Below are 16,873 nucleotides of genomic sequence, written 5' to 3'. Positions count from 1 at the left end.
CCACGCCACATGAGACAATGTTGGGCATGCTTCGATGGACTACTGCAGGTGAATCTCACGGCCAAGCCCTCATCGCGATGGTGGAAAACATGCCAGCCGGCGTGCCGCTGTCCTCTGAAGAGGTCTCCTACCAGCTCGCGCGTCGTCGACTCGGCTACGGTCGTGGCGCCCGCATGAAGTTCGAGGCCGACGAGGTCACCCTGCTCACTGGCGTTCGCCTGGGTGAAACCTTGGGCTCGCCCGTGGCCATCATGGTGGGCAACACCGAGTGGCCCAAGTGGACCACCATCATGTCCGCCGATCCTGTGGACACCTCCGATGAAGAGGTTGCTAAGGCTTTCGACTCCGGTCGTGGCGCCAAGCTCACTCGGCCTCGCCCAGGTCACGCCGACTTCTCTGGAATGGTCAAGTACGGTTTTGAGGACGCCCGCAACGTGCTGGAGCGTTCCTCCGCACGAGAAACCGCGGCCCGGGTCGCGGCAGCGACGCTGGCCCGCAACTTCCTGAGGGAGACCCTCGGGGTCGAGGTGTTCTCTCACGTGCTCGGCATCGGCGGGTTCTCCTACGAAGGGGCCGTGCCGGACTTCAGTGATCTGGAAGCCATCGACGCTTCTCCTGTGCGTTGCTTTGACAAGGACGCCGAACAATCCATGGTGTCTGAAATCGAGGCCGCGAAGAAGCAGGGAGACACGCTTGGCGGCGTGGTGGAAGTCGTCGTTAAGGGCTTGCCAATCGGTTTGGGATCGCACGTGTCCGGCGAGAGCCGACTGGACGCGCAGCTCGCAGCAGCGTTGATGAGCATCCAAGCCATCAAGGGCGTGGAGATCGGCGACGGTTTCGCACAAGCGCGCAGCCGGGGCAGTGACGCCCACGACCAAATCGTGCGAGATGCCGACGGTATTCGCCGCGAAAGCAACCGCGCCGGCGGCCTCGAAGGTGGCATGACCAACGGGGAAACCCTCATCGTGCGTGCTGCCATGAAGCCGATTTCCACCGTGCCTCGCGCACTGAAAACCATCGACATGAAGGACGGTTCCGCAGCGAGCGCGATCCACCAGCGTTCCGATGTGTGCGCTGTCCCAGCAGCCGGCGTCGTCGCCGAGGCGATGGTTGCGCTCGTGCTGGCCAAGGCCGTGCTGGAAAAGTTTGGTGGCGACAGCCTCGCAGAAACAAAACGTAACGTAGCATCCTACCTGGATGCAGTTGCCCAGCGGTTGGAGTTTTAACGTATGTCCACTTTGGTTTTGGTCGGCCCACCCGGGGCCGGGAAATCTACCATCGGGCGCCGATTGGCGCGGGCATTGAACCAAGAATTCACCGATACCGACGAGCTCATTGCCCAGCAATTCGGGAAAACCTGTGGTGAGGTGTTTGCAGAACTCGGTGAGCCTCGGTTCCGGGAGATTGAGGAAGAGGTCGTCGCTAAGGCCGTGCGGGGCGGTGGCGTGGTGAGCCTCGGCGGTGGCGCCGTCCTCAGCCCCCGCACCCGCGAGCTGCTGCGCGACTACGAAGTGGTGTGGCTCGACGTGTCCGTCGTGGAGGGGCTGCGCCGGACACAGGACAATTCCCGCCCGGTGTTGCAGGCGGAAGATCCTGAGGCCCGCTACCGGGAAATCCTCACCACCCGCGAGCCTTTGTACCGCGAGGTGGCCAGCTACCGCGCGAAAACCAGCTCGACGACGCCACAGAAAGTCGTTACCGAAATTCTGACGCACCTGGAGGAACAGTGAGTATCAAGGTCGGCACTTCTTACGAGGTCCACATCGGGCGCAATCTCCTTGACCAGGTGGCAGCAACACCGACAGGTAAAGCCCTCATCGTTCACCAGCCCGTGATGCGGGATCACGCCAAGCAGCTTGCCGAGGCCTTCGAGGATGCTCACCTGTTTGAGATCCCTGATGCCGAGGAGGGCAAGACCCTCGCCGTGGCGGAGAAGGCCTGGGACTTACTAGGCAGCCTCGGATTTAGCCGCAGTGACCTCATCGTGGGGCTCGGCGGTGGCGCAACCACTGATGTCGCTGGTTTCATCGCGTCGGCGTGGATGCGGGGCATCCGCGTGGTGCAGGTGCCCACCACCTTGCTGGCTATGGTCGACGCCGCAGTTGGTGGCAAAACCGGTATCAACACCGCGGCCGGCAAAAATCTAGTCGGCGCATTCCATGAGCCTGCTGCGGTGTACGTGGACCTGGCTTTCCTGGACACTCTGCCACGCGAGGAGCTGGTGTCGGGGTCCGCCGAAATCATTAAGACGGGCTTTATCGCTGACGAAGAGATCCTGCGGATCTACGAGTCCGGCGAAGACAAGCTCCCTGAGCTCATCGAACGCTCCATTGCCGTGAAAGCGCGCGTCGTGGCCGCCGACCTGAAGGAAAGCTCGCTGCGGGAAATCCTCAACTACGGCCACACCTTCGGACATGCCGTTGAGCTTGCGGAAAACTACCAGTGGCGCCACGGCAACGCCGTCGCAGTGGGGATGAGCTTCATCGCGCACCTGTCGCACCGCAAGGGGCTTATCGACGCCGATCTGCTGCAACGCCACCTGTCCATCATCACCGCCGCTGGCCTGCCTACCCGCTACGACGGTGATTTTGACGAGCTATATGACGGCATGACCCGCGACAAGAAGAATCGTGGTGGCGGGATCCGCTTCGTCGCCATCACCGCGGTGGGCGAGACCACGCGGTTGGAAGGCGTCACCAAGGAGGAGATGCGCGCCGCGTTTGAGGAGATGAACCGATGATTCTGGTGCTCAACGGACCGAACTTGGATCGGCTCGGGAAGCGACAACCCGAGATCTACGGTTTCACCACTCTCGCCGACGTCGAGGCTGACATCCGTCGCGTGGCCAGTGAGCTGGGCGTGGAAGTAGAGTGCCGGCAGTCCAACTACGAGGGGCAACTTATCGAATGGGTCCACGAGGCTGCCGAGAACGGGTGGAGCATCATCATCAATCCAGGCGGATACACGCACACCTCCGTCGCCCTCCGCGACGCCCTCGTGGAAACCACCTTCATTGAGGTACACATTTCCAATGTGCACGCGCGCGAACCTTTCCGCGCGCACAGCTACTTATCACCCATCGCGCGGGGCGTAATTGCGGGGCTTGGGGTGAAAGGATATGAATTAGCACTTCGCAGCCTAGCTGACGAAGTACTATAGATTTCATGTCTCATTTTGCCGATACCCGTTTCCTCACCCGCCGCCGTGCGCTGTCCGCAAAACTTGCTGGGCAGCGCATCGATTCCATGCTGGTCACGCACCTGACACACGTGCGGTTCTTGTCCAACTTCTCCGGCTCCAATGCTGCGTTGCTGGTAAACAAGGATCTCACTGCGAAAATATGCACCGATGGTCGCTACACCACCCAGATTTCTGAGGAAGTCCCGGATATCGACGCTCTGATCGAGCGAAACAGTGCCAGCGCGCTGTTGGCAACCGTGACGGGGCCACGTCGCGTGGGTTTCGAGGCGGATTATGTCTCCGTGGCGCAGCTGGAAAAGCTCAAGGAAGCAGCGGGGGACGACATCGTCCTGGTCCCCGTCACTGGGGTCATCGAGGAACTTCGCTTGCTGAAAGACGCCACCTCGCTGGAGCGGCTGCGTGACGTCGCGGCACTCGCTACTGGCTGCCTGGAACAACTCCTGGCAGGCCCGATTAAGGGTCGTACCGAGCGCGATGTTGCTGCAGAACTGGAATATCTCATGCGCAAGGCCGGCGCGGAACGACCCAGCTTCGACACCATCATGGCATCCGGTGAGAACAGCGCGAAACCACACCACGGCGCAGGTGACCGGGTCATCCAGGACGGGGATTTCCTCACCATTGATTTCGGTGCCCATGATCGCGGATTCAACTCCGACATGACCCGTACCTTTGTCGTCGGCGAGCCGTCCGAGCAGCAGCGCGAGATTTACAACCTGGTTCTTCAGGCGCAATTGGCCGGCGTTGCTGCGGCAACGCCGGGGACGGCGCTGTCGGACGTCGATAAGGCGTGCCGTGACATCATTGAGGCGGGAGGCTACGGTGACTATTTCGTCCACTCCACCGGCCACGGCGTCGGCCTCGATGTCCACGAGGCACCATACGCCGCGAAGACCAGCGAAGGCGTGCTCGAGGAAGGGATGACACTGACGATCGAACCCGGTATTTACGTTCCCGGAGTCGGTGGCGTCCGAATTGAGGACACGCTCATCATCACCGGTGGCGCGCCGGAAATCATCACCGTAATGTCCAAAGACCTTCGGGTGTTGTAGAATACTCGGGTTAATACCTAAAGAGGGAGATTTTTCGTGGCGACTACCGCTGATTTCAAGAACGGCCTTGTCCTGAAGATGGAAGGCAAGCTCCAGCAGATCATCGAGTTCCAGCACGTCAAGCCAGGCAAGGGCCCAGCTTTCGTGCGCACCAAGCTCAAGGACGTGGTCTCCGGCAAGATCGTCGACAAGACCTTCAACGCTGGCGTCAAGGTTGAAACCGCAACCGTCGACCGTCGTGACATGACCTACCTGTACTTTGACGGATCTTCCTACGTCCTCATGGATTCCAAGACCTACGACCAGATCGAACTCGCACCACACCTGATGGGTGAGGGCGCAAAGTTCCTGCTGGAAAACATGGTTGTTCAGGTGTCCTTCCACGAAGGTGAGCCACTGTTCGCAGAACTGCCAATTTCTGTTGACCTGAAGATTGAGCACACCGACCCAGGCCTGCAGGGCGATCGCTCCACCGGTGGCACCAAGCCTGCCACCCTGGAGACCGGCGCGGAAATCCAGGTCCCGCTGTTCCTCGAAACCGGCAACGTGGTCAAGGTAGACACCCGCGACGGCTCTTACCTCTCTCGCGTCAACAACTAATGCGCAACGATCCGAAACGACGCGGCGCCCGCTACAAAGCACGTCGCCGCGCAGTTGACATTCTTTTCGAGGCCGAAGCCCGCGACGTCGACCCAGTTGCCGTCGTTGAAGACCGCATCGAACTCGCACGCCTCCCCGAGCCACCGGTCGCGCCCGTTGCACCGTACTCGCAGGAGATTGTGCGTGGTGTCGCCGTCGAGCTCGACCGCATCGATGAGGCCATCGAGCGGTTCCTTGCCGAGACCTGGACGCTGGAACGCATCCCAGCAGTCGACCGGGCGATCCTGCGTGTCGCCACCTGGGAAATCCTGTTCAACCCAGAGGTTCCGCGCAAGACCGCTGTAGTGGAAGGCATCGAACTTGCGTCCGAGTACTCCACCGACGTAGCTCCGCCATACATCAACGCCGTACTCGACGACGTGCTCAGCAACGCCGACGAGATTCTCGCCGCGCCCGAAGAAGTAGCTTCTGAGGTTGCTTCCGAGGATTCTCCTGAGGCTGAAACGTCGTAGTCGTAGCTGGAAGTGTGAACCCCCGATCCATCGTGGTCGGGGGTTTTCCTGTTTGCTTATTGTCGGGGCTACGACAGTACCTTCACCCGATGTGCAAGTCCTGTTTTTCGAGTCTCGGTGAATAAAATGGCTATGCGCCGTCAAACTGGCCTAACGGGCTCCGAGACTCGAATTCTAGGTTTCGAGTTTTCCGTACTCCCGCCAGCCCCGACGCCCGTACACTGGCTCTATGAGCACATTGACAGTTAAAGAAGCAAAAAGCTTGCGGTTTACCACCATGGATGTGGATCCGCAGGCGACGCCGGGCTTTAAAGGCGACAAAGCAGCTATCGAGAAGAATGCTGAGAAGGTTGATGCCGAGCTGCGGGAGTTGCAGGAGAAGCTTTACGCTAACGCGCGGTCGGGCGATAACCCGGGCAGTGTGCTGATTGTGCTGCAGGGGATGGATACCTCGGGCAAGGGCGGGGTGGTCAAGCACACGCTTGATCCGCTCGATCCGCAGGGAGTGCACATCGCGAGCTTTGGAAAGCCTACCGAGGAAGAGTTGGCGCACGATTTTTTGTGGCGGGTGGAAAAGCAGCTGCCTGCGCAGGGAAAGATCGCGATCTTTGACCGTTCGCATTATGAGGATGTGATCGTGCATCGCGTTCATCAGCTCTCCAGCCCGGAGGAGATCGAACGCCGGTACGGGGCGATCAACGATTTTGAGGCGCGGCTGGTGAAAAGCGGCACCCGGGTGATTAAGGTGTTCTTGCACATTTCGCGTAAGTTCCAGAAGGAGAATTTGCTCGAGCGTCTGGAAGATCCGGAAAAATACTGGAAGTACAACCCCGGGGACGTGGATGAGCGCGCCCGATGGGACGACTATATGGAGGCGTATCGGATTGCGTTTGAGCGCACCGATACCGACGCCGCGCCGTGGTACATCGTGCCAAGCGATAACAAGCCGTACGCCAGGCTGGTGGTGAAGATGCTGCTTCTCGACGTCCTACGCAGCATGAACTTGGACTGGCCAGCGCCTGATTTTGATGTTGCTCGGGAACTGGAACGCGTCAAGAATTCTTAGCAGCAAACAGCTGATCGATGCCAACCTTGAGCAGGTGCTCGAGTTGTTCATCGTCCAGACCCGCAGCGGTTGGGAAACTATATTCCAATCGGGTGAGAGGGGATTGGGCGTCGATAAGCGCGGCGCTCACAAACAGTGGGGCAGCGTTGACCTCGTTGCACCACGGGATGGACGTGGCGGGGCAGTCCATGCGTAGCACCACCTGTGACGGCAGCGAGAGGACCTGCATCAACTGTCCATTCAAATCAGCGACCCACAAGCGTGGCGTCGGAGTCGGGGTGAGCTCCACGCCGAGAGCGCGGGCCGAGTCGAGGATACGGGGGTATGTTACTTCCATTGTGCAAACCATTCGCAAGCGGATCCGATCGAGCCAAGAGCACTGGCGAGGAAGAATCCGAGTTGATCAACAGTCGGGTCCGCCAGCGCTAGCCCAGCCTTAAAATACAGCTCCCCACCCAGCACAAACGCTGTTGGATTTGGGTGTTCGACATTCCACTGGTTGACCTTCGTGAGGTTCTTAAACGGCTCCCGGTACCGGGCGCTCACCAGCAGCTGCTGGCCCGACCACAACACGGTGATCGCCACGTCATCGAACCCCGTGGACACGCTCCGGTCGTCGGACACGTAGGCAATGCCCTCAGCATCAAAAAACGCCGCCACTCGATTAAGCACGATGTCCTCCCAATTCGTGAGCCAGCGCCTCAGATAGCGCAGGGAAACGGAACTGCTCAAACGACGTCGCTACCCGCTGATCCGCCAAGGCCAACTCCGTCGCGCCTTCCTTACCCAACAGCAGTTTCGGGCCGAAGCTCGGCACGTTCAGCAGTGCGGGACGACGCAGCTCCTTCGCCAAACATTCCGCGAACTCAGAATTGCGCACCGGCTGGGGCGCCACCGCATTGACCGGGCCGGAGATGGACGAGAACAGGGCAGTGGCATACATGTCCAGCAGATCATCAATCGCCACCCAGCTCATCCACTGCTCACCAGTGCCCAGTGGGCCACCTAGACCGGTAGAAAATAAGGCTTTAAACACCGGCAGCAACCCACCTCGTCCAGAAAGCACCAGACCAGTACGCATCAGCACCGTGCGTTTAGTACAGGTCGCAGCCGAAGCCTCCCATTGCTGCACCAAATCCGCCAAGAATCCTGAGCCTGCCGGTGAATCATCAGTGACGGAGGCATCGCCACCGCAAGACGGGCCATAGAAACCGACCGCAGAAGCGGAAATCATAGCCTGGCACGTTTCGGACCGGGACACTAGGTCTGCCAGCTTTGCTGTCGGCTCCACCCGGGACTCGACCAACAGTGCCTTGTGACTGTCTGTAAACCGGCCCCCAATAGGCTCTCCGGCCAGGTGAATGAGGGCGTCCACCCCGTCCAACAGGTCAGCAGCCGGGGCGTGCGGGTTCCAGTGTCGTTGGCCCTCCTTCACATTGCCGCGAACAAGCTGAACTACCGTCACACCCATCGTGGACAAAAATGCAGACAGGGCGCGCCCCACCAGACCGCGGGATCCCGTCATCGCCACAGTGAGGGGGCGGGTGTCCAACCGGGCGGCAGTGGTGAGATCCCCGAGCAGCTGGGCCTGGCGGTAGGCGAAGGTGGCCCGCACTGTGGCAGAGGGGACGCGGGTATCGACAAAGTCCGTGACGGTGCACCCGCCTTCCGCATCCGCAAACCGGTGTACGTGCCGCCACTGCGCGAAAGCCTTAAATGGGGCCGACACACATTCGTCGGCGAATTGCCGACCACCCCGATAGGCGGTGATGTCATGGCGCGCGATCCACTTGAGGCCTGCGGGGAGGGAAAAGATAGTTGTGCCGTCGGCAAGGCTGTTGGCCTGACGCACGGGGGTCATCGGCAAAAATGGGGGTGACAGCCGGGTGATGGCACCCTTTCGGGTGTGGTACTCCCAGACGGTGGCGCGGTCGAACGGCAGGAATTGCGTGGTGGTGTAGCTCATTCGTTGTGCCTTTCGTGCCTGGGTAGGTACCGGTGCTAGACTCGTCGTTGCCATACCAGCATAGAGACATCCTTTAATGGTCCGCACAGAGAGGCGGGGAAGGAGGTCACGATGAGCGACAACGTGGAAACCGAACTGCTGTCCACAGCAGATGTTGGTCGAACCGTCGCGCGAATCGCGCACCAAATTATTGAAAAGACGGCCCTGGATGCCCCAGGGAGTGCCCGAGTGGTCTTGCTTGGCATTCCATCCGGAGGCGTCCCACTAGCGCAGCGACTAGCTGCGAAGATCGAAGAATTCTCCGGGCAGCGGGTTCCCACCGGCTCGGTAGACATCACCTTGTACCGCGACGATCTGCGCAAGAAGCCGCATCGCGCGCTACTTCCCACAGTGATCCCCGAGTCCATTGACGGAGCAACGGTCATCCTCGTCGATGACGTGCTGTTTTCCGGACGTACGATCCGGGCTGCGCTCGATGCGCTGCGGGATGAAGGTCGCCCGGCGATGATCCAACTGGCTGTCTTGGTCGACCGTGGCCACCGCCAGCTACCGATCCGTGCCGACTACGTGGGCAAAAACATCCCGACGTCCAAGGACGAAGACGTGATCGTTCGCCTGTCGGAAATCGACGGCCACGACAGCGTCACCATCACTCGAGAAAGCTGACTATGAAGCACTTGCTGAATATTGCTGACTTAAGCTCCGAGGAAATCATCGGGCTTTTGGATGAAGCTGATAAGTTCCGCGAGGCTCTTGAAGGACGCGAGGTAAAGAAGCTGCCCACCCTGCGTGGTCGCACCATCTTCACCATGTTCTACGAGAACTCGACCCGTACCCGTTCCTCCTTCGAAACCGCCGGCAAATGGATGAGCGCAGATGTTATCAACATTTCCGCGTCCAGCTCCTCGGTGAAGAAAGGCGAATCCCTCAAGGACACCGCTGCCACACTAGCCGCCGTTGGCGCCGACGCGATTGTGATGCGACACCCGTCGTCAGGCGCGGCGCAGCAGGTAGCACAGTGGCTCAGCCCCGACGGAGTGAGTGGCCCGTCCATCATCAACGCCGGCGATGGCGCGCACCAGCACCCAACGCAGGTGCTTCTCGACGCCGTCACCATGCGCCAACGCCTCGGCCGGATCACCGGTCTCAAGGTCGTCATTGTGGGTGACTGCCTGCACTCGCGTGTGGTCCGCTCCAACGTGGATCTGCATGCCACCCTTGGCAATGAGGTGGTCCTCATCGCGCCACCGACACTGTTGCCAACAGGCGTGGAGCACTGGCCGGTGCGCTTCGCCTATGACATGGATGAAGAGATTAAGGAGGCGGACGTCGTTATGATGCTGCGCGTCCAGCAGGAGCGCATGCACGGCGGGTTCTTCCCGTCGCACCGCGAATATGCGACGCTCTACGGCATGTCCAAAGCCCGGGCCGCGTCGATGCGTGACGATGCGATCATCATGCACCCCGGCCCCATGCTGCGCGGGATGGAAATGAATTACCACGTGGCCGATGCACCACAGACCGCCGTATTGCAGCAGGTCAGCAACGGTGTGCACGTGCGCATGGCAGTGCTGTTCACCACTTTGATCGGGACGGAGGGCTAAGAATGCACTACCCAGAAACCGGGCGACTCGCGCCAGTGGCGGAGCAGTCCTTATTGATTAAAAACGTCCGCCCCTACGGTGAAGACACTGTTGATGTGTTCGTAGAAAACGGCGAGATCACCCAGATCGGCGCCAACTTGGATGTCACGGCGGATCGAGAAATCGACGGGCAAGGCCAGGTTCTGCTTCCGGGCTTGGTGGATATTCACGTCCACCTGCGGGAGCCGGGCCGTGAGGACACCGAAACCCTCGCTACCGGTTCGGCAGCTGCTGCGAAGGGCGGGTTTACCGCCGTGTTTACTATGGCCAACACCATCCCGGTGATGGATCAACCGACCATCGCAGAATCAGTGTGGCTGAAATCCCAGGCCCTTGGGCTGTGCGATGTGCACCCGGTGGGATCGATCACCAAGGGCCTCGAAGGCACTGAGATCACCGAGTTCGGCATGATGGCCCGCTCCGCAGCCAAGGTGCGGATGTTCTCCGATGACGGCAAATGCGTGGACAACCCGATGATCATGCGCCGTGCCATCGAGTACGCCAAAGGCCAGGACGTGTTGCTCGCGCAGCACTGCGAGGACCTCCGCCTGACGGACAACGCCCCAGCCCATGAAGGTGAAACCGCAGCCCGGCTCGGGCTGCGCGGGTGGCCCCGTGCCGCCGAGGAATCCATCGTTGCCCGCGACTCTCTCCTCACTCGTGACTACGGCACCCGCATGCACATCTGCCACCTGTCCACCGTCGGCTCTGTGGAGCTGGTCAAATGGGCAAAGAGCCAGGGCATTCCGATCACCGCGGAAGTCACGCCACACCACCTGGTGCTTACCGACGCGTTGCTGGAATCCTACGACGGCGTGTACCGCGTGAATCCACCGCTGCGGGAAGACCACGACACCGTGGCGCTGCGCCAAGCCCTGCTCGACGGGATCATCGACTGCGTCGCCACCGACCACGCCCCACACGGCTCGGAAGAAAAGTGCGTCGAATTCGAGCACGCTCGGCCCGGCATGCTGGGGCTGGAAACCTCGCTGGCAGTGATCGCTGATACCTTCGTTCGCACCGGCCAGGCCGATTGGCGCTGGGTGGCAAAAGTCATGTCCGAACGTCCCGCCGAGATCGTCCGGCTGCCGGGCCATGGTCGCCCGATCGCCGTCGGCGAGCCAGCAAACTTGACCCTCGTTGCGGAAGACACCACCTGGATTGCACGTGGCGTGGACATGGATTCCAAGGCGGAAAACACTCCGTACGAAGGCACGGAGTTCCACACCAAGGTCACTACCACCATCCTGCGTGGCCACATCACCTGTGCTGAAGGCAAGGCCGCCGCGCCTCGCGCCGTATAAGTTAAATAGAAAGGTTTTCACAGTGAACAACGACGTACCAGCAATCTTGGTGCTGGCCGACGGCCGCACGTTCCGCGGTACCGGCTTCGGCGCGACCGGAACCACCCTCGGCGAAGCAGTTTTTACCACTTCTATGACGGGTTACCAGGAGTCCATGACGGACCCATCCTTCCACCGCCAGATTCTGGTCACCGCCGCACCGCACATCGGTAACACCGGTTGGAACGACGAGGACAATGAATCCCACGACAACCGCATCTGGGTTGCCGGCCTTGTGATCCGCGATCTGTCCCAGCAGGTGTCCAACTGGCGGGCGAAGCGGAGCCTTCCGGAACAGATGCAGGCCCAGGACTGCATCGGTATCGCGGGCGTCGATACGCGCGCGCTGGTGCGCCACCTGCGCAACCACGGTTCAATCGCAGCCGGCATTTTCTCCGGCGATGACGCCTTGAAGCCCGAGGCAGAACTGCTGGAAATTGTGAAGGCGCAGCCAGCGATGGCCGGAGCCGACCTCGCGGCAGAGGTATCCACCAAGGAACCCTACGTGCTAGAGGCGGAAGGGGAGACCAAGTACACCGTCGTGGCCTACGACATGGGCATTAAGTCCCAGACCCCACGCAACTTCGCTGCCCGTGGCATCAAGACCGTCGTGGTCCCAGCAAACACTCCATTTGAGGAAATCAAGCAGTACAACCCGGACGGCGTGTTTATTTCCAACGGCCCTGGTGACCCAGCAACTGCAGACGTGATGGTGGGCATTGTTGAAGACATCATCAAGGCAGATCTGCCACTGTTCGGTATCTGCTTCGGTAACCAGATCTTCGGACGCGCCTTGGGGCTCAAGACCTACAAGATGAAGTTCGGCCACCGTGGCGTGAACATCCCGGTGCTCGACCACGTCACGAACAAGATCTACATCACCTCCCAGAACCACGGCTTTGCCCTGGAAGGTGAGGCCGGGATGGAGTTTGAATCACCATTCGGCCCGGCACACGTCACCCACACCTGCCTCAACGACGGCACCGTGGAGGGCGTGGCGCTGAAATCCGGTCGCGCATTCTCGGTCCAGTACCACCCAGAGTCCGCCGCCGGCCCACACGACGCCAACCCTCTATTCGACCAGTTCCTCGAGCTGCTCGGCTCCAAGTAACACCGATCGACCACGAAAGGAAAAACAATGCCAAAGCGCACCGACATTAAGCACGTTCTGGTCATCGGTTCCGGCCCGATTGTCATCGGCCAGGCCTGTGAGTTCGACTACTCCGGCACCCAGGCATGCCGCGTGCTCAAGGAAGAGGGCCTGCGGGTTACCCTCATTAATTCGAACCCAGCCACCATCATGACGGACCCTGAGTTCGCCGACCACACCTACGTGGAGCCGATTCAGCCGGAATACATCGAGAAGATCTTTGAAAAGGAGATCGCTCAGGGGCACCCTATCGACGCCGTCCTCGCCACCCTCGGTGGCCAGACCGCATTGAACGCGGCCATCCAGTTGGATCGACGTGGCTCACTGAAGAAGTACAACGTAGAGCTGATCGGCGCGGACATCCCGGCTATTCAGCGTGGTGAAGACCGCCAGATGTTCAAGGACATCGTAGCCAAGATTGGCGGCGAGTCTGCCCGCTCCCGCGTCTGCCACAACATGGAGGAAGTCCACGAAACCGTGGCCGAACTGGGCTTGCCGGTAGTGGTCCGCCCATCCTTCACCATGGGTGGCCTCGGCTCCGGCCTGGCTTTTAACGACGAAGACCTCGAGCGCATCGCCGGTGGTGGCCTCGCAGCCTCCCCAGAAGCCAACGTCCTGATCGAGGAGTCCATCCTCGGCTGGAAGGAATTCGAGCTCGAGCTAATGCGTGACGGCAACGACAACGTCGTGGTCGTCTGCTCAATCGAGAACGTTGACGCTCTCGGCGTCCACACCGGCGACTCCGTCACCGTCGCCCCATCCATGACCCTGACGGACCGCGAGTTCCAAGTCATGCGCGACCAAGGCATCGCGATCATCCGCGAAGTGGGCGTGGACACCGGCGGCTGCAACATCCAGTTCGCCATCAACCCGCGCGACGGCCGCATCATCACCATTGAGATGAACCCGCGCGTGTCCCGCTCCTCGGCGCTTGCTTCGAAGGCCACCGGCTTCCCAATCGCGAAGATCGCCGCGAAGCTAGCCATCGGATACACTCTGGATGAAATCACGAACGACATCACGGGTGTTACGCCTGCGGCATTTGAGCCAACGCTGGATTACGTCGTCGTTAAGGCGCCGCGCTTTGCCTTCGAGAAGTTCGTCGGCGCAGACGACACCCTCACCACCACCATGAAGTCCGTGGGTGAGGCCATGGCCCTGGGCCGTAACTACATCGGTGCGCTGGGCAAGGTCATGCGTTCGTTGGAGAACAAGCAGGCCGGTTTCTGGACCATGCCTGACGAATACTTCGCCGGCGACCGCGCCACCGACGTCGACGCCGTCCTGGAAGACCTCAAGCGCCCCACCGAAGGCCGCCTGTACGACGCCGAACTGGCCCTCCGCCTCGGCGCCACCATCGACCAGGTCTACGCCGCCTCCGGCATCGACCCGTGGTTCCTTGGCGAGCTGCAGGTGCTGGTGGACTTCCGCCAGCAGCTTATCGACGCCCCCGTCCTCAACGAACAGCTGCTGCGCAAGGCGAAGTTCCTCGGCCTGTCCGACCGCCAGATCGCAGCCCTGCGCCCAGAGTTCGCAGGTGAAGATGGCATCCGTCGCCTGCGCTGGTCCCTCGGCATCCGCCCAGTGTTCAAGACCGTGGACACCTGCGCCGCGGAATTCGAGGCACAGACTCCATATCACTACTCGGCCTACGAGCTGGATCCGGCAGCCGAGTCCGAGGTCTCGCCACAGACCGAAAAGGACAAGGTCATCATCTTGGGCTCCGGACCGAACCGCATCGGCCAGGGCATCGAGTTCGACTACTCCTGTGTCCACGCCGCCCTGGAGCTCTCCCGCGTCGGATATGAGACCGTGATGGTCAACTGCAACCCGGAGACTGTGTCTACTGACTACGACACCGCAGACCGCCTCTACTTTGAGCCGCTGACCTTCGAAGATGTCATGGAGGTCTACCACGCGGAGTGCCAGTCCGGAAACGTCGCCGGCGTCATCGTTCAGTTGGGTGGTCAGACTCCACTGGGCCTGGCAGAAAAGCTCCGCGACGCTGGAGTGCCAGTCGTGGGCACCAGTCCGGAGGCCATCAACCTGGCCGAGGACCGTGGCGAGTTCGGCGAGGTGCTCCGCGCAGCTCAGCTGCCAGCCCCAGCCTTCGGCACCGCTACCTCCTTCGAGGAAGCACGCTCTGTGGCTACCTCCATCGGTTACCCGGTCCTGGTCCGTCCGTCCTATGTGCTCGGCGGCCGCGGCATGGAGATCGTCTACGACGAAGCCTCCCTGAAGGACTACATTGAGCGCGCTACGGAGATCACCTCTGACCACCCAGTTCTGGTTGACCGTTTCCTGGACAACGCGATCGAGATCGACGTCGACGCGCTGTGCGATGGGGAAGAGGTGTACCTGGCTGGCGTGATGGAGCACATCGAGGAAGCCGGCATCCACTCCGGTGACTCCGCGTGCGCACTACCTCCAATGACCCTCGGTGCCGAGGACATCAACAAGGTGAGGGAATCCACCAAGGCTCTCGCCCACGGCATCGGTGTGAAGGGCCTGATGAACGTGCAGTTCGCGCTCAAGGACGACATCCTCTACGTCATCGAGGCGAACCCACGTGCATCCCGCACGGTTCCATTCGTCTCCAAGGCTACGGGCGTGCCACTGGCTAAGGCTGCCTCCCGCATTTCCCTGGGTGCTACCATCGCTGAGCTCCGCGCTGAAGGCATGATCCCATCCGATCACGACGGTGGCTCCCTGCCACTGGATACCCCAATCGCAGTGAAGGAAGCTGTGCTGCCGTTCAACCGCTTCCGTCGCCCGGATGGCACCATGCTGGACTCCCTGCTGAGCCCAGAAATGAAGTCCACTGGTGAGGTCATGGGTCTGGCTGATAACTTCGGCGCCGCCTACAACAAGGCCGAGGCTGCCGCATTCGGCGAGCTGCCCACCGAGGGAACCGTGTTCGTATCCGTAGCTAACCGCGACAAGCGCACCCTGATCTTCCCAATCCAGCGCCTGGCGACCCTCGGCTTCAAGATCCTGGCCACCTCTGGTACAGCGGGCATGCTGCGTCGTAATGGCGTGCCGTGTGAGATTGTGCTGAAGCAGTCTGAGGCCCGCGGCACCGGTCGCGAGTCGGTGGTGGACATGATCAATTCCGGTCAGATTGACCTGATCCTGAATACTCCAGCAGGGTCCGCCGGTGCCCGCAACGACGGCTACGACATCCGCGCAGCCGCTGTCAACGCCGGTGTCCCCCTCGTCACCACGGTCCAGGGCGTTACCGCTGCTGTCCAGGGCATTGAGGCGCTGCGCGCCGGTGAGCTCGGTGTACGTGCGCTGCAGGAGCTGGATCACTCGGCAGGGGAGAAGTAAATGGAAACCTTCGGCAGTAAACTCCTGGCCGCGACCGCTGAGCGCGGCAGGCTCTGCGTCGGAATTGACCCGCACCCGTCGCTGCTCACCGCGTGGAACCTCCCGGTTTCTGCCGAAGGTGTGGCAGAGTTCTCCCGTATCTGCGTCGCCGCATTTGGGGACACGGTGGCCGTCGTCAAGCCGCAAGTAGCGTTTTACGAAGCTTACGGCGCGAAAGGATTCGCCATCCTGGAGGAAACCATCGGCGCGCTCAAGGAGAAAGGCACGCTGGTGCTTGCCGACGCCAAACGCGGCGATATCGGGTCCACCATGGCGGCATACGCAATGGCTTGGCTCCACCCCGAGTCAGCCCTCGTCTGCGACGCCGTCACGGTGTCTCCCTACCTGGGGGTCGGCGCCCTGCAACCGGCGTTTGAACTTGCGAACCAGCACGGCAAAGGCGTGTACGTGCTGGCTGCGACCTCAAACCCCGAGGGGCAATCCGTGCAGGGCAATCGCTCCGACGCCGACGTAACCCTCGCACAGCAGGTGGTGGACAAAGTGGCGGCGCTAAACCGCACTACTGCTCCCAGTGGCAAACCCGGCAACTTTGGTGTCGTCGTTGGCGCAACGCTCAGCCAGGCCCCAGACCTCTCGCGGTTGAATGGGTCAGTGTTGATGCCGGGCGTCGGTGCGCAGGGTGGCTCCGCGGCCGATGTGGCCCGATTAGCAGCGGGCGTTGAGCACCTGGCCATCCCGAATATCTCGCGCGCAGTCCTGCAAGCAGGACCTGATGAGGCGGATCTGCGTCACGCCGCGCGGGCGGCCGCCCAGGAATTTCCTGGACTATCGGCGCCCTAAAGCATAGCGATGACCTGGGATTATCCCAGGTCATTTTTGTCTGCTGCCTCCTTTGTGACATGCAGTTATGGTGGTGTCACCACGGCTTTTACGGAAGTAGTGCTAGACTGATCGAAGCTTGCCCGAAAACCAGCTGGAGATTCTCAAATCTTCCCTGGTGGGGCGGCAAG

At 61.0% G+C, this 16,873-nt stretch carries 17 protein-coding genes; 14 read left to right on the top strand and 3 right to left on the bottom strand.

The window, feature by feature from the left end; genetic code table 11:
- Positions 1-17: 17 nt before the first annotated feature.
- From aroC to HW450_RS01115, 8 genes are all read left to right on the top strand, one after another.
- Positions 18-1,226: a chorismate synthase gene (aroC, locus tag HW450_RS01150; protein ID WP_182386223.1), complete on the top strand. Its 1,209-nt coding sequence runs from the start codon at positions 18-20 to the stop codon at positions 1,224-1,226.
- Positions 1,227-1,229: 3 nt separating this feature from the next.
- Positions 1,230-1,730, top strand: coding sequence for a shikimate kinase (locus HW450_RS01145; RefSeq protein WP_182386222.1), 501 nt, complete (start codon positions 1,230-1,232; stop codon positions 1,728-1,730).
- The gene (gene aroB, locus HW450_RS01140) at positions 1,727-2,740 is read left to right on the top strand and encodes a 3-dehydroquinate synthase (protein WP_182386221.1); all 1,014 of its coding nucleotides are present in this window, start codon (positions 1,727-1,729) and stop codon (positions 2,738-2,740) included. The genes HW450_RS01145 and aroB overlap by 4 nt, the downstream gene beginning before the upstream one ends.
- Positions 2,737-3,159: a type II 3-dehydroquinate dehydratase gene (aroQ, locus tag HW450_RS01135; protein WP_182386220.1), complete on the top strand. Its 423-nt coding sequence runs from the start codon at positions 2,737-2,739 to the stop codon at positions 3,157-3,159. The genes aroB and aroQ overlap by 4 nt, the downstream gene beginning before the upstream one ends.
- A 5-nt stretch (positions 3,160-3,164) precedes the next feature.
- On the top strand, positions 3,165-4,253 hold the full coding sequence (locus HW450_RS01130; RefSeq protein WP_182386219.1) for an aminopeptidase P family protein: 1,089 nt from the start codon (positions 3,165-3,167) through the stop codon (positions 4,251-4,253).
- Positions 4,254-4,289: 36 nt separating this feature from the next.
- The gene (gene efp / locus HW450_RS01125; protein ID WP_182386218.1) at positions 4,290-4,853 is read left to right on the top strand and encodes an elongation factor P; all 564 of its coding nucleotides are present in this window, start codon (positions 4,290-4,292) and stop codon (positions 4,851-4,853) included.
- On the top strand, positions 4,853-5,365 hold the full coding sequence (gene nusB / locus HW450_RS01120; protein ID WP_182386217.1) for a transcription antitermination factor NusB: 513 nt from the start codon (positions 4,853-4,855) through the stop codon (positions 5,363-5,365). Before efp ends, nusB begins: the two co-directional genes overlap by 1 nt.
- Before the next feature lie 229 nt (positions 5,366-5,594).
- The gene (locus HW450_RS01115) at positions 5,595-6,431 is read left to right on the top strand and encodes a PPK2 family polyphosphate kinase (protein ID WP_182386216.1); all 837 of its coding nucleotides are present in this window, start codon (positions 5,595-5,597) and stop codon (positions 6,429-6,431) included.
- Here HW450_RS01115 and HW450_RS01110 read toward each other — a convergent pair.
- From HW450_RS01110 to HW450_RS01100, 3 genes are read right to left on the bottom strand one after another with little or no spacing between them, the layout of a single operon-like run.
- On the bottom strand, positions 6,418-6,768 hold the full coding sequence (locus tag HW450_RS01110) for a YbjN domain-containing protein (RefSeq protein WP_182386215.1): 351 nt from the start codon (positions 6,766-6,768) through the stop codon (positions 6,418-6,420). The genes HW450_RS01115 and HW450_RS01110 overlap by 14 nt on opposite strands.
- Positions 6,759-7,103, bottom strand: coding sequence for a YbjN domain-containing protein (locus HW450_RS01105; protein WP_182386214.1), 345 nt, complete (start codon positions 7,101-7,103; stop codon positions 6,759-6,761). Before HW450_RS01105 ends, HW450_RS01110 begins: the two co-directional genes overlap by 10 nt.
- Positions 7,096-8,397, bottom strand: coding sequence for a TIGR01777 family oxidoreductase (locus HW450_RS01100; RefSeq protein ID WP_182386213.1), 1,302 nt, complete (start codon positions 8,395-8,397; stop codon positions 7,096-7,098). The genes HW450_RS01105 and HW450_RS01100 overlap by 8 nt, the downstream gene beginning before the upstream one ends.
- A gap of 111 nt (positions 8,398-8,508) precedes the next feature.
- Between HW450_RS01100 and pyrR the strand changes: the two genes are divergently transcribed.
- The 6 genes from pyrR to pyrF are packed head-to-tail and all read left to right on the top strand — an operon-like array spanning position 8,509 to position 16,703.
- On the top strand, positions 8,509-9,063 hold the full coding sequence (gene pyrR, locus HW450_RS01095; RefSeq protein ID WP_182386212.1) for a bifunctional pyr operon transcriptional regulator/uracil phosphoribosyltransferase PyrR: 555 nt from the start codon (positions 8,509-8,511) through the stop codon (positions 9,061-9,063).
- Between the two features lie 2 nt (positions 9,064-9,065).
- Complete coding sequence (locus HW450_RS01090) at positions 9,066-10,001, top strand: aspartate carbamoyltransferase catalytic subunit (protein WP_182386211.1); 936 nt, start codon at positions 9,066-9,068, stop codon at positions 9,999-10,001.
- A gap of 2 nt (positions 10,002-10,003) precedes the next feature.
- Positions 10,004-11,344 carry a dihydroorotase gene (locus HW450_RS01085; protein ID WP_182386210.1) on the top strand — a complete coding sequence of 447 codons (1,341 nt, stop codon included), beginning with the start codon at positions 10,004-10,006 and terminating at the stop codon, positions 11,342-11,344.
- Positions 11,345-11,366: 22 nt separating this feature from the next.
- Entirely contained in the window at positions 11,367-12,494 is a 1,128-nt protein-coding gene (gene carA, locus HW450_RS01080; RefSeq protein WP_182386209.1) for a glutamine-hydrolyzing carbamoyl-phosphate synthase small subunit, read from the top strand.
- Positions 12,495-12,521: 27 nt separating this feature from the next.
- The gene (gene carB / locus HW450_RS01075; protein WP_182386208.1) at positions 12,522-15,863 is read left to right on the top strand and encodes a carbamoyl-phosphate synthase large subunit; all 3,342 of its coding nucleotides are present in this window, start codon (positions 12,522-12,524) and stop codon (positions 15,861-15,863) included.
- A complete protein-coding gene (gene pyrF, locus HW450_RS01070; protein ID WP_182386207.1) occupies positions 15,864-16,703 on the top strand; it encodes an orotidine-5'-phosphate decarboxylase in 840 nt (279 codons plus the stop codon).
- Positions 16,704-16,873 lie beyond the last annotated feature (170 nt).

Origin of the sequence: Corynebacterium hindlerae (assembly GCF_014117265.1) — a bacterium.
Lineage (GTDB): Bacteria > Actinomycetota > Actinomycetes > Mycobacteriales > Mycobacteriaceae > Corynebacterium > Corynebacterium hindlerae.
This window is presented reverse-complemented; position numbering and strand designations above follow the sequence as displayed.